Source organism: Solwaraspora sp. WMMA2080 (genome assembly GCF_027497395.1).
Lineage (GTDB): Bacteria > Actinomycetota > Actinomycetes > Mycobacteriales > Micromonosporaceae > Micromonospora_E.
The window spans coordinates 3,985,356-3,997,932 of record NZ_CP114910.1 but is presented as its reverse complement, the minus strand read 5'-3'; the positions used below and the strand labels follow the sequence as shown (position 1 = coordinate 3,997,932).

The window sequence follows — 12,577 nt, the reverse complement described above, 5'->3', positions numbered from 1 at the left end:
TCCGAGTCGGGCCGGGCTGCCGTCGCCCGCAGTCGGGGCCACCGTCACCCGGGGCCGGTCGGATCGAACCGCTGCACCCCGGGCGGAAGGTCCGGCCCGTCGGGCAGGACCGGTCCGGCGTCGCCGGCCGCGCGATAGCCGGACCGGACGACGCTGTCGATGAGCACCTGTGCGATCCCGGTGATCGTCCGGGCCGGATCGGAGCCGGGCACCATCAGGTACGACGCCGTCCGTCCCGATCCGGTCGCCGGATGGGCCAGCGACCTGATGATCCGGGGATCCGCCTCGTCGACGCCGCATGCGACGACGCTCGGGCGGGCGCTGGACGAGGTCAGCTCGGCGAACGCCGCCTGCCAGGCGGACCGCAAGTCGGTTGGCCGGCCATCGCTGATGAACCAGACGGTGGGCCGGTGTGTGGTCGCTCCGCTGGCCGCGAACCGCGCCATGTCCGATTCGATCTCGTCCCGTGTGGTCGCGAACGCCGACTCGTAGCAGGTGCCGCCGCGTGCGGTGAGGGGTGGTGCGACCAGCCCGGGAGCCAGCAGATCACCGAGCGGGAGTCGGACCTCCGCGTGGTCGGAGAAGTCGATCAGCCCGAACCGTACCCGGGCCGCGACGACCGGGTGCCGCGCCAGCGCGTCGACGAGCGCCGGCACGATCTCGTTCGCCGCCTCCAACTTGCCGTCCGCCGCCATCGACACCGAGACGTCGACGACCAGATAGAACGGCAGCAGGGTGTTGTCTGACCGGCGCATCGATGGGCTCCTCCGTCCGCCATGCCCCAGGTCTGACGGACGGGTGTGGGCCGAGCTGGACGAAGCTCAGTGCGGACCGTCCGCTGGCTCGTGCGGCTGGCCGTCGGCGGCGATGTCGGACACGATCTGGCAGGTGTCGACGACCGGATCGACGGCCTGTGCCTGGTCGGCCAGCTGGAACAGCAGCGACCGCAGTGCCTCGCGGTCGGTCGGCTGCAGCGGCCCCAGTAGGTGCTTTTCAGCCTGCTCCAGCCGGTCCCGGGTCGCCGACCAGACCTGGTGCCCGTGGTCGGTCGCGACGATGGTCTTGTGCCGGCGGTCGTCCGGGTTGGCCCGTCGCTCGACCAGGCCGGCGTTCTCCAGGTCGTCGATCAGGTAGGTCATCACCGTCTTGTCGATGCCCAGCCGACGGGCCAGCGAGATCTGACTCTGCGGCGTGGCCTCGACCGCCGCCGCCAGTACCTGATGGCCGCGCGGCCCGCCGGGCAGGTCGTGCAGCACGGCGCTGCTGCTCTTGACGTACGCCCGGAAGACCACGCCCAGCGCCCAGCCGAGGTCGCCGCCGCCAGCGGTGCGGGCCGGACCCGGGTCCGTGCGTTGACCGGGACGAGGCATACGTCGAGCTTATCGCCGGCTCGTCTGCGTCGAACGACCATCTTCAGGGTCAGAAGAGTCACACTGCCGATCGTCTGCTCAGCAGACTATCTTGGAGGCATACGCATGACTGCTGTCGCGGGGAGCGGACGACATGGCTGACTACGGACACGACCTGCTGTTCGGCACCTTCATCACCCCGGTCGCCGATCAGGCCGACCGGACCCTGGCGCTCGCCCAGCTGACCGAGGAAGCCGGGCTCGACCTGGTGACCGTGCAGGACCACCCGTACCAGGCCCGGTTCCTGGACACCTGGACCCTGCTGTCGGTGATCGCCGCCCGCACCACCCGGGTCCGGGTCGCGCCGAACGTCGCCAACCTGCCGCTGCGCCAGCCGGCGATGCTGGCCCGCAGCGCGGCCAGCCTCGACCTGCTCAGCGGCGGCCGGGTCGAGCTGGGCCTCGGGGCCGGTGCCTTCTGGGACGCGATCGCGGCGATGGGCGGCGGCCGGCTCACCCCGGCCGAGAGCGTCGAAGCGCTGGCGGAGGGCATCGAGATCATCCGCTCGGTCTGGGACGCCGGCGGCGGCACCGTCAAGGTCGACGGCCGGCATCACCGGGTATGGGGTGTGCATCCAGGTCCGGCGCCAGCCCACCCCATCGGCATCTGGCTGGGCGCGTACAAGAAGCGGATGCTCGGGGTCACCGGTCGACTCGCCGACGGTTGGCTGCCCAGCAGCCCGTACGCGCCGCCGGAGCAGCTACCGGCGATGAACGCGGCCATCGACGCGGCGGCACGGCAGGCGGGGCGGGATCCGGCCGTGGTCCGCCGGCTCTACAACATCAGCGGTACGTTCGGCAGCGGCGACGGATTCCTCACCGGTACGCCGGCCGACTGGGCCGAGCAGCTCGCCGGACTGACCCTGGAGCAGGGCTTCAGCGGCTACCTACTGGCCAGCGACGACCCGGACATGATCCGCCGGTTCGCCGCCGAGGTGGTGCCGGCGGTCCGCGACCTGGTCGCCGCCGGCCGCAGCGCCGCAGCAGCGGGTTCGGTTCCCGCCGCGTCGGCCGCTGCGGCCGCCGGCATCACCCCCACCCCCGACGACGGGGTACGGCTCAGCGCTGAACGCGTCTGGGACGAGTCGACCCGGCCGACCGCCCCGCCACCCGACCCCACGCTGACCTACAGTCCCGCCCAGCGGACCGCCGGGCAGCACCTGATCGACGTACACGATCATCTGCGCGAGGAGCTGCGGACCGTGCGCGACCTGATCGACCAGGTCGCAGCCGGCACCATGACCGCCGGCGGTGCCCGGGCGCACATCAACACGATGACCATGCGGCAGAACAACTGGACCCTCGGCGCCTACTGCGAGTCGTACTGCCGGGTGGTGACCACCCACCACACCATCGAGGACATCGGCATGCTGCCGCAGCTGCGCCGCGCCGACCCGGGACTCGCCCCGGTGGTCGACCGGCTGTCGGAGGAGCATCACGTCATCCACGACGTGCTGGAACGGGTCGACCGGGCGCTGGTTGCCCTGGTCAGCGAGCCGGACCGGATCGGCGACGTCAAGACCGCCGTCGACCTGCTCACCGATACCCTGCTGTCCCACCTGTCCTACGAGGAACGCGAGCTGGTCGAGCCACTGGCCCGGTTCGGTGTGGGGTGACCAGCACCGGCCGGGCAAGATCTCCGTCATGCGGTTGACTATCGAGCGCGCCGACTTCGCTGACCCGGAGCTCGGCGTCTTCCTGCAGGCACATCTCGACGAACTCGCGCCGACGGCGCCTGCCGAGAGCCGACACGCGCTGGATCTTTCCGGGCTGCGGGCACCGGGCGTCCGTCTGTGGGTCGCCCGGATGAGTGGCGAACTGGTGGGCACGGGTGCCCTGGCCGAGGTGGAGCCGGCGCACGAGGAGATTAAGAGCATGCGGACGGATCCGCGACGACGCGGCCAGGGCATCGCCGCGCGCGTCCTCGACCACCTCATCGCGGACGCGCGACGACGCGGCATCCGCCGCATCTCGCTGGAGACCGGAAGCATGGACTTCTTCGTCCCGGCGAGGACGTTGTACGCGAAGGCGGGCTTCGCCCCCTGCCCGCCCTTCGGCGCCTACGTCGACGATCCCAACAGCACGTTCATGACCCGCGAGCTGACGTGACCTGAGGCACGACCCAGACCGGCGTCGAGGGCAGCCGGCTGCTCCCTACGCCCGGGCCGCGCACCGGTGCGCCGTGCCCGATCCGCCACCCGGTGTCAGTACGGATCGCGGCCAGCGCCTGTCGCTCGCGTACCAGCCATCTCGTACGCCCGCACGCCACCACGCTACGGCCGGGCGGTGCCGGTGGAACCGGAGCCGGGTGTCTCGTCGACGGCGGAGGAGTCCCTGGCTGACCCGCCGGGCGCGTCGCCCCGCTGACCCTGGGACCGACTCCGCCCACGCTGAGACCAGAACCGAGACGAGAAGCTGCACGAACGCCGCTGCCCGTGTGTATCGGCCAGCGGCATTGTGGCTGCTCGGCGAGCAGCCGTGATCCACAGCGTCTCTTCGACTCGACACGCCGGGGTCTGATCAGCTGGAGTGCTGCAGATCATGGTGCGCGCCGCGGGCTGTCGGAGCGTCGTGAGCGGGCTGATCGGGCGAGGGATAGCTGGCCGATGTCAGCACATGGCCGACCACGCACGTCGGGAACCGCTAAAGCGCTTCTTCTTGAAACGGCCGGTTCTGTTTGATCCAGGCGACGACCTCTTCGCGTGCCCAGATCCGGCCGACGGTGAGCGTATCGAGTGGCTTCGGGAAGTCTGACCGGTTGACGATGGTCTGGGTGCGCTGACGGCTGATGCCACCCATGAGCGCCTGAATCTCGCCCAAAGCCACCAGTCTCATGTCGCGAACGCTACGCCAAGGTTAGCAACGGCAGCAAGTTGCGCCCGTTGCCACAGTCGACGTGGTAGTAGGTCTGGGCACATTCAGGCTAGCTGCGCTCTGTCGCGACAACCAGCGATGAGGGGATGCGCGCTCGCGTGATTACCTGTCCGGGGCCGATGAAGCGGCGAACTACGAGGAGTCCCGCAGTGTGTGCCTCAAAGCCTGCATGGCTAGCGCACGCATCGGCGATCAACCACGGCGTGTAGCCTCGCTCGAAGGCGTCCACGGCGCCCTTTAGGACGCAGCTTTCAGTAGCAATTCCACAAAAGTATGGCTCTGTCCACCCGTGCTGCTGGAATAATTTCTCGCCCTCCGTGGTGAACGGGCTATAAATGAGTTTGTCGAGTACGATCCCGCGCTCGACGTACGGCGCCAACTCGGGCACTATGTCGGTTTCGGGTGCATCCTGCAGTTTCCGCCAACCAAAGAATCGCTCGAAAGGGCTGCCGGGGTAGTTCAGGTACCGGGTGAAGAGCGTGTCGTTGCCGGCTGCCTGCCAGCGGCGTACCAGGTCGACAACAACAGGAACGACGTGCGCTGACTGTTCGCGTACGAAGCCGTTCTGCATGTCCGTGACTACTAGTACAGGGCGACCTGATGCCATCGGCTCAGCCTTGATCCGTATCGCGGAGGGTTTCGATGGCTTGGTCCAGGGCTGGCATTAGATCGCACGTTCGCAGAATTGCTCGGCGCATTGCCTGATGTTGTCCGGTCTCCCGCAGGCGGGAAACGGTAAGCCGGGAGCGTGCTCCCCGGAGATAGCGCCATCCATGTTCTGGCGGTACCTGCGGATCTCGTCCCTGCTCTACCTGTCGGGCGATCGCGTCGCTGTATGCCCACATCGATTGAATCGCAAGCTCGCAGGCGACCATCTCGGATTCCGTCAGGGAACGCTCGGCTGAGATCGGATGGTATACGACTCCGGACCATGAGGCGTAGCCCACCGAAATCCCAGGTACGCCGAACGATTCGATGCCTACGTGATCGTACGCCTCGGAAAGCAATGACTGCTCGACTAGTTCGGCGTGAGCTAGGTGTTCGTCGTCCATGGCGCGATCGCGGTGCAGCAATGCTCGTGGGGTCGACATGATGCGTAGTGCGGCATCTAATAGCTCCGGTGGCCACGCTGGCTCAGTAACCCAATGAACGCCAAGGATGTAAATCGCTGACTCGTCCTCGGCCGGTGCGATAGGTGCGAGGTAGTCGGTAGCCCATTTGATGTTGTCGCCGTACGATACCTCCCGCCAGGCGGCGAGTGCCGCGATCGTGGACAACTCGACGTGCTCCACAAGGTGAAAGATTGCCGATCCGCACGGCCAGACGTACAGCGTGCAGTCGCCCTCCGGGTGCTCGACCGGAGTCGAAGAGCAGGTGTGCAACTGCTCCTCGGCCGGCGTGCAGCCGGTGGCCTCGCATAGCCGGGCAGCGCCTTCAGCGCCGATGAATGCTGTAAGGAACTTGTGGGATCGCGCCTTGAAGTGCGGCCGATCCTCGGCGCTGCCGGTTAGCTCGCCGAACAGGTCATGGGGCTTTGCGTCGTACGCCAGGCAGTAGAGCTGGCGGTAGATCGGGTCGGTGACTGATACGCGCCCGGTCTCGTGGCGGTACATCGCTTTCTCGATGGCCTCGACCGTCGGCGTCTCACGGATGCCGTGCTGTTGGCCTACGCGGTGCAACTCGCGCGCTGCGCGTTTGCGGGACTCCCAGCCGACTGCCCTCCGGCGGTTGACCAGCACAAGATTGGGCTTGAACTGCCGAGGGACTTCAGTGGACATGGGCCGTGTCCTTCGTGTCCGTGTGTAGTACCTGCCCGGATCGTCGCCGGCAGGGCAGTCTCATCGATAGGCAAGCAAGATACCGCCGCAGACGGGAGCCGAGGTCAGCGTCAGTCATCAGTACGAGCCTACGCGGTACAGATGGTGCCGAGTCGGCCTTGGAGGCACGACGTCGATGGACGAAGATCGCTGGACCGAGTCGGGTCCGAACGCTGACGACGCCCAGGCTATCCGTGAGTGCGGGACCGATGAAGCGGCCGAGGTGGCTCTCACGCTGCGGTGGAGTTTCGAGGACCTGAAGGCCGAGCACGGTGAGGCCGGCGCCCGACGGATTCTCGCCGAGGTCCTTGCCCGGTGGCAGGCCAACGGCGGCGAGCCGGTGGCGTTCGACGGCTGACGACGCGTGGCCGATCGGAAACGTCTTCCCTTGTGAGAGGAATCCATCGATGTGGGATGTCGGGGCGCTGTTCAGTGCGGCGCTGCTGGGCTTCTGCGCCGGGCTGTGGTCGTTCAAGGTCAAGTCGCGGTGGTGTCCGGACTGCGGGCGTACGACGTATCCGTTGGCGGATCGGCGTGGCGGGTAGTCGGCTGCTCCGCACGCCCGAGCCGAGGCCGGGTGACGTGCTGGTGGTCGGCGGTGAGGCCAGTGTGCAGTTCGCTGGTGAGCGCAGACTGAGGTTCCGGGTCATCTCGGTCGACCCCAGGCCGACGTACGAGGGCTGGGTCTGGGTCACGGGTTACGTGATCGACAGATCCGGCGATGCCGCCGAGCGGCGGGAGATATTCGTGCAACGCCAGGGACTTTTTCGACTGCCCCGGCGCGGAGAACAACCTTGAAGTGGGAGAGAGCAGTGATTGTCGAGATGTTTCGTGAGCTGGTGGTGCGGTGGCGGGAGTGGCGGGACGGGCGGTCGGCGGCGTCGAAGCGGCTGGCCGGGCTGGCCCGGGAGCGTGCGGCGGCCCGGCACCGGAGGTTGGAGGGCAACCGTGGGCATCGCTGGTCGTCGGAGCCGACGATGCTCACTCCGACGCTGCGTCCGCTGATGACCTACGGTCAGCTGCTCGGCTACCGCGTACCGGCGGGGTCGTGACCTGACCCGGCAGCCGAGTCGGATGCGGTATCCAGGACAACCAGACTCACGCGGCCCCAGCCCGACGGGAGGCGTACAGGTCGGCGAGGAAGTCATCAACTCATCATTCGACTCGAACAGGTCCGGCCGGGCAAGGTCGTCAACCGAGGCGACCGGGCGCACGCCCTGACGGCGCGCCAGCTCCTCAGCAGGCACGTGCTCAGCGGTCGGCCACTCGGGCATCTGCTCGGCGTTGCTCGACATCACGGCTCACCTCCTCGCGGCTCTTGACCATCTCCCATACTCCCGCACAGACCCGAAGGCAGGGTCTCCTGCGACACGGACCGTTCACGGGCTGATCTTGAACGTCGGTGGCTGAGTTCGTCGTGCAGCAGCAGGCAGCGCCCAGACGAAAGAGGTGTACGAACGCCGTTGGCCGGTCCCCCCAGGGACCGGCCAACGGCGTTGTGGCTGCTCAGTGAGCGGAGGATACGAGATTCGAACTCGTGAGGGTGTGAACCCAACACGCTTTCCAAGTCTGCCTACCAGTGTCCGGCTACGGGTGACCAGGTACGTGACCTGCTGTTACGACCCTGACCGGTCCTGCTCGGACATCGCCGGACGCCGGTGAATGAGACTAAGACTGAGACCAGCCGGACCGGATACTCATCAGCCCACTGTGCCTGAACAGGGCTGTTTGTGCCCCGCTTATGAAATCCACCCCCGGTCGTTCACCCTCGGGCCCGGCACTGCCCACTACCAACACCACCGCCCCGAAGACCCCTCCAGGATCGTGCTGAGTAGCGGTGAACGATCTTGCTGATCGCGGCCCACCTAGCCATCGCCTCCGATGCCGCCGGATCATCCTCATAGTCCTGCGTCAACCGGCGATGCGCCGTCAACCATGCCAAACTTCGCTTGACCACCCACCTACGCGGATGCACCACTAACCCCCGCTGCCCGACAGACTTACGCATAATGTCCACCCTGGCCGACACCTAGCCGACGTTGAGCTGCGTAAACAGCAGATCTGAGCTGTTCGAACGGTTCACCACAGTCCCATGGCTGTCTGGCGTTGCTCCTGCCCATCGTCCCGCAGTTGGTCGACGCTGCCGTACACTATGAGACTAGACAGGTCGTAAAGACGCAGCAGGAGCGGCCAGTGTGGAAGAACATCTATGACGGCGTCAGCCTCCTTGTCTCACTGGTTGGGTTTGGCCTGACGATCTGGCAGCTTCGACGTACAGCGAATGCGGCCGAGGCCACGCAGCGGGCGGTTGAGCGTACCGAGACTCGAATGGCGTTAAATCATCTATTAGTTCTACTCCCTCAATTTCGCGTTCTGGAGACCGAACTCGATTTTGCCGTGCAAGACGAGGATCGGAAAATGGCAATGAAAGTTTTGGCCTCGTATGCGCAAATCGCTAGTCAGGTTGCGGGACTAATTGATGGACGCGATGGTATCGACAAGGATCTGATGGGTAAACTTGAGCGAGCCTCGCGAGACGCGTCGCTAACAAAGGCTCGTATAATTAATGAGCCGACACGTACGGTTAGATTGATTACTAAAGATTTCCGAAGTACAACAGCGGATCTCGCGGCCTTCATTGGCAGTCTTGCATCGCGGTTCAGCCTGGAAAGCGGTCGATAGTATGATGAATTACTTTAGCGACAGAGATTTTCTAGAGCTCTTGCGGTCGTTGACTAATGTGACCAAGCATGGCCAGCTGAAGTGGAAGCGGGTTGGTAAGCATGAGTTCGAGGCCGCCCTCGATGAGATAGGCTTTTTCTTGTTCACCAGAGATAGCGACGGATTCGAACCGTTCGCAATTCAGGTCACGCAAGGCTCTGATGAGATTGAGAACCTCAGTCAAGACAGTATGGGTGAGGATGCGGCGGCTCAACTCTCGGAACTTTACTCCATAGTCCGAAACAAAACGCTCGGGATAGACCAAGTTGTCAAAGGAATCCTCAGTGCAGTTAAAGGCCTGGAGGAAGAACCCCCGTTCTAGTCTTTGTCAACCAGTTTAATGTCCTAGCGGGTCAGCCCGAACGCTATAGCTAGACGGCTTACGTCCGGTGACTCTGATCCACAGCGGAAAATTTCCGCGACCAGTGCGCGGGCATCTGATGCGCACTGCACCTCGGCTGGCGCAATTCGGTGTGCCTCTGTGACGGTGCGGCCGGCTGCTTGCGGGTTGCCAACCTCCATGTACATCCGGGTGATGTTGAGAAGGTATGCGGACCGGTGTTCAGCGGGCAGGTGCAGCCACCGTCCACTTTCTATTACCATCTCGTGTTGGGCGAGGGCCTGCCGGGTCTCGCCGAGCCTTGCTCGTGTCACGATCTGAGCTAGTTCGACAGCGATCTGGCTGAATCCATGCTGCTGCTTCATATCCTGGTCTTTCTCCTGTCGGCTGAGGTTGGCGGCCTGCAGTAGTAGTTCCTTTACGGTGGGCGGGTCGTTGTTGCTGGCGGCGGCAAGTGCTGCTTGTAGCAGCAGGGCACCGAGTAGGGAGGTCTGTTCGGCTGATTCGGTGTCGTCGGGTAGCTGGGCGATGTGGTGTGCGGCGGCCAGAGCTGTCGCGAGCGCCAGTCTGTTCTCGTCCAGGGCGCGTAGAGCTTGGGTGAGGCTCAGTGCTGCGGTTGCGGCGAGGGTGCGGTCGTTTCCGGCTGCGATGACTGCTCGGTCTGCGGCGATCCAGGCTAGGTGTGCTTCTTCGAGTTTCACCAGTACCGACGAGGCGAGTTTGTATGCCTGGACCAAGGGCTCAGTTCCCATTTGCGGTCTCAGCGCATGTAACTGCTGGCTGGCGCTCAGTAGGTTTGGAAGTATGCGCAGGAGCTGCGGGTAGTCGCCGTGTCCATAGGTCAGCCAGGCGTATTCTATCTGCCGCTGGATCTCTTCTAACTTCGGCAGGTGGGGAGCTTTTGTCTGGGCATTGAATGTGGCGTGACAGGTAAGCGCCGCTTGTAGCTTTTCCAGATTTCCGATTGCACTGCCCCCGACTGGGGATATTTCCTGCCCGTCAAGTAGTGCCGCCGGGTCGATATGGAGCACTTCGGCGATGTGTTGGATCACGGAGAACTTGTCGAGTTTTCGTATGCCGCGTTCGACTTTGTCGACCCAGCTTTTAGATTTGCCGATGCGGTCGGCGAAGACTTGCTGTGTCATTCGGCGGCGCATCCGCCATTGGGCGACTCGGCGGCCAATCGGTACCTGCGTCGGCGATTGGCCTTGCTTGGTCGTCGTCATGGCAGGGAAAAGCGATCCGCGTGGCCGCTTCGGTGTTCGGCCCGCTCGTTCCGGTTGGCCGGTTTCGGGTTGGCCGGTGGGCTGTCGCTGGCCGGGTGATTCCTTTCCTGCGCGGGGTGCACCACGTCGATTGCCAGGTGTGGGCGTTGGAACCATTTTCCGAACATGATGCCTCCGTGGAGGTTGAGCAGCCGATAATCGTCCTTGCTAGGAGCCGTGGCGTGGCCGGGTGAATCACCGAATTCCGATCTAGTCGAGCGGTCCGCCTTGGAGGCGTTCGGACACCGCTGGCTTCACGGGTGGGTCCAGCGTACGAAGCGTTGGTTGAGGTCTTCGGGGTCGGTGATGGCGTTGGGGTCGAGTTTGGTGATGTCTCGGATGGCGAGGTGGAGCATGACGCCCATGAAGGTGGGGAGTGCTGCGGGGTTGTCGCGGAATTGGTTGATGAGGTCGATTCGGGCTTGTCCGCAGGGCCAGGGGTGGGCGCAGGTGCGGCAGAGCCAGAGGGGGCGTAGTGGCAATACCGTCAACTTAACGCGTCTGGCCTGGTCAGGACCCACAACCTGATCTTGGTGCGGGGTGGTAGGGGTTTCTTGTAGTCGTCTGTCTGGCGGGGGTAGCGGCGTCCGGGTTGGCGTTGTTGGCGGGCGAAGCTGCGGATGCGGGGCGTGGCCGGTAGGAGGTTGCGTTCGTCGGTGATCTCGTAGATGACGTCGGCGACCAGATCGGCCAGGTCGTCAGGGGGAAAAGGCCGCGTCGTCACTGACGTGACGCGCGGCTGCCTGCACGGTGCGGGTGAACGATATGCGGTCGGGGTCCAGGTCGGCGTGTTCGGCACCGGCGACGATCAGCGCGCGGATGGCCTGGTAGACGCAGAGCAATGCGTAGACCTCCTGGTAGACCAGGTCCGGGCGCCCGGACCGCAGGACGACCTCGGCGCCGCCGCGCAGCCGGGTCTCCACGTCACCGATCGCGGTCTCCAGGGTCCACCGCTCGTGGTAGAGCTCGGGGAAATCCCGCAGGGGGTAGGCGTCCGGGTCGAGCAGGGTGGTCACCAGGCAGAACAGTTCGCTGACCTCACGGTTGCCGTGCTCGTCCGGCTCGGATTCCACCGTGTACTCGATCACCCGGACGCTGATGCCGGGGATCTGCTCAGGGGGTACCTTCGTCTTGCGGCGGCGCAGCCGTCGTGCCTGTTGCGGGTCGGCGATCCTCGACACATACGAGCCGTCGGCCAGGACCTGCAGCACCGGCAGGTCCACCCCCGCCTTGACTCGCAGTACCGCGTGCGCGTTGGTGGCCACGATCGCGGTCAGGTCCTCGTACGACAGGAAGTTACGGTCGGCCACGACCACGTCCCCGGTTCCCAACCGTGGCCACAACGTGCGGGCCAGGTTCTGCTCCCCGGTGGCCAGCACGCCCACGGCGGCGCCTTGCAGGCAGCGGGTACCGACCTCGGCCAGCGCCACCACCCGGACCTGCGGATACCCCACCGGTCCGGCCGAGTTCGAGGGCATCCCGAAACGCGCCACGTTCTCCGGCGTCCGAGCCACATTCATGGTGAACCCGTCGGCGGCCAGCTTCCGCAACCCATGGAAGTACGCCCACGGCGCCGCGGCCGCGTCGGTCACCATCGGCCGCATCGAGGTCGCCAACACCCCCTGCATCGCCTCCGGCCCCAACCGCACCCTGGCCTTGGCCAGCGCCGCCACCGACGGCTGCATCCCCACCTGCCGCCGCATCCGGTACCGCCGGGCCCACGACAGCCCACCCAGCAGCTTGTTCCACACCTCCACGTACGCGCTGTCGAGAAACAACACGCACGCCATCACGTAGTACGCCATCAACCGAGCCGGCAGCAGCCGATGCCGCTGCTCCCGCGCATCCCACTCCTCGATCGCCAGATCCACCGACTCCGGCGGGAACGCCGCCGTCAACACCCCGACCCCCACCAGATCCGGCAACCGAACCCGCGACCCCGCCTTGACCTGACCAGCCCTCGCCACGAGCAGAGATCATAGACCGCCCCACACTAAGTTAACGGCATTGGGCGTAGTGGTGTGTGGGTTTTGGGGGGTTGGCGGTGGTGGACGGGTGATTGGTTCGGTGGTGTTGTCACGAGTTCAAGGGTGTCGGTGTGACTAGCCCCTTGTCAATATGCCAGTAGCAGTTTGCCAAGTGGCGGTTTGAC

15 protein-coding genes and 1 pseudogene are annotated in these 12,577 nt (G+C 65.3%); 6 read left to right on the top strand and 10 right to left on the bottom strand.

From position 1 onward, the window contains the following. Window positions 1–44 precede the first annotated feature (44 nt). Window positions 45–755 (bottom strand): VWA domain-containing protein, encoded by a 711-nt coding sequence (locus O7543_RS18260; protein ID WP_281552736.1) that lies wholly within the window; start codon window positions 753–755, stop codon window positions 45–47. A 66-nt stretch (window positions 756–821) separates the two neighbouring features. Beyond that, complete coding sequence (locus tag O7543_RS18255; protein WP_281552737.1) at window positions 822–1,370, bottom strand: MarR family winged helix-turn-helix transcriptional regulator; 549 nt, start codon at window positions 1,368–1,370, stop codon at window positions 822–824. A gap of 133 nt (window positions 1,371–1,503) precedes the next feature. Here O7543_RS18255 and O7543_RS18250 point away from each other — a divergent pair, with 133 nt between their 5' ends. Both O7543_RS18250 and O7543_RS18245 read left to right on the top strand, forming a co-directional pair. Continuing rightward, window positions 1,504–3,024 (top strand): LLM class flavin-dependent oxidoreductase, encoded by a 1,521-nt coding sequence (locus O7543_RS18250; RefSeq protein WP_281552738.1) that lies wholly within the window; start codon window positions 1,504–1,506, stop codon window positions 3,022–3,024. A gap of 28 nt (window positions 3,025–3,052) precedes the next feature. Then, complete coding sequence (locus tag O7543_RS18245) at window positions 3,053–3,517, top strand: GNAT family N-acetyltransferase (protein WP_281552739.1); 465 nt, start codon at window positions 3,053–3,055, stop codon at window positions 3,515–3,517. A gap of 534 nt (window positions 3,518–4,051) precedes the next feature. Here the strand turns inward: O7543_RS18245 and O7543_RS18240 are convergent. The 3 genes from O7543_RS18240 to O7543_RS18230 form a co-directional block, all read right to left on the bottom strand. Further along, a complete protein-coding gene (locus O7543_RS18240) occupies window positions 4,052–4,243 on the bottom strand; it encodes a hypothetical protein (protein WP_281552740.1) in 192 nt (63 codons plus the stop codon). An 88-nt stretch (window positions 4,244–4,331) separates the two neighbouring features. After that, window positions 4,332–4,889 carry a cysteine hydrolase gene (locus O7543_RS18235; protein WP_281552741.1) on the bottom strand — a complete coding sequence of 186 codons (558 nt, stop codon included), beginning with the start codon at window positions 4,887–4,889 and terminating at the stop codon, window positions 4,332–4,334. Between the two features lie 4 nt (window positions 4,890–4,893). Then, a complete protein-coding gene (locus tag O7543_RS18230; protein ID WP_281552742.1) occupies window positions 4,894–6,060 on the bottom strand; it encodes a hypothetical protein in 1,167 nt (388 codons plus the stop codon). Between the two features lie 175 nt (window positions 6,061–6,235). Between O7543_RS18230 and O7543_RS18225 the strand changes: the two genes are divergently transcribed. The 3 genes from O7543_RS18225 (at window position 6,236) to O7543_RS18210 (ending at window position 7,151) form a co-directional block, all read left to right on the top strand. Next, window positions 6,236–6,457 carry a hypothetical protein gene (locus O7543_RS18225; protein ID WP_281552743.1) on the top strand — a complete coding sequence of 74 codons (222 nt, stop codon included), beginning with the start codon at window positions 6,236–6,238 and terminating at the stop codon, window positions 6,455–6,457. Between the two features lie 49 nt (window positions 6,458–6,506). Continuing rightward, complete coding sequence (locus O7543_RS18220; protein WP_278172456.1) at window positions 6,507–6,644, top strand: hypothetical protein; 138 nt, start codon at window positions 6,507–6,509, stop codon at window positions 6,642–6,644. 267 nt (window positions 6,645–6,911) lie between these two features. Then, complete coding sequence (locus tag O7543_RS18210; RefSeq protein WP_148083580.1) at window positions 6,912–7,151, top strand: hypothetical protein; 240 nt, start codon at window positions 6,912–6,914, stop codon at window positions 7,149–7,151. 824 nt (window positions 7,152–7,975) lie between these two features. On the opposite strand, the pseudogene O7543_RS18205 reads toward O7543_RS18210, so the two are convergent. Next, window positions 7,976–8,116, bottom strand: a pseudogene (locus O7543_RS18205) (IS5/IS1182 family transposase); the annotation flags it as partial. Window positions 8,117–8,292: 176 nt separating this feature from the next. Here O7543_RS18205 and O7543_RS18200 point away from each other — a divergent pair. Continuing rightward, entirely contained in the window at window positions 8,293–8,781 is a 489-nt protein-coding gene (locus O7543_RS18200) for a hypothetical protein (RefSeq protein WP_281552744.1), read from the top strand. A 31-nt stretch (window positions 8,782–8,812) separates the two neighbouring features. On the opposite strand, the gene O7543_RS18195 is transcribed toward O7543_RS18200, so the two are convergent. From O7543_RS18195 to O7543_RS18180, 4 genes are all read right to left on the bottom strand, one after another. Continuing rightward, window positions 8,813–9,034 (bottom strand): hypothetical protein, encoded by a 222-nt coding sequence (locus tag O7543_RS18195; RefSeq protein WP_281567165.1) that lies wholly within the window; start codon window positions 9,032–9,034, stop codon window positions 8,813–8,815. 131 nt (window positions 9,035–9,165) lie between these two features. After that, the gene (locus O7543_RS18190) at window positions 9,166–10,386 is read right to left on the bottom strand and encodes a helix-turn-helix domain-containing protein (protein ID WP_281552746.1); all 1,221 of its coding nucleotides are present in this window, start codon (window positions 10,384–10,386) and stop codon (window positions 9,166–9,168) included. Window positions 10,387–10,912: 526 nt separating this feature from the next. Continuing rightward, on the bottom strand, window positions 10,913–11,149 hold the full coding sequence (locus O7543_RS18185) for a hypothetical protein (RefSeq protein WP_281551197.1): 237 nt from the start codon (window positions 11,147–11,149) through the stop codon (window positions 10,913–10,915). Beyond that, complete coding sequence (locus O7543_RS18180) at window positions 11,124–12,392, bottom strand: IS4 family transposase (protein ID WP_281567164.1); 1,269 nt, start codon at window positions 12,390–12,392, stop codon at window positions 11,124–11,126. The genes O7543_RS18185 and O7543_RS18180 overlap by 26 nt, the downstream gene beginning before the upstream one ends. Window positions 12,393–12,577: the final 185 nt, after the last annotated feature.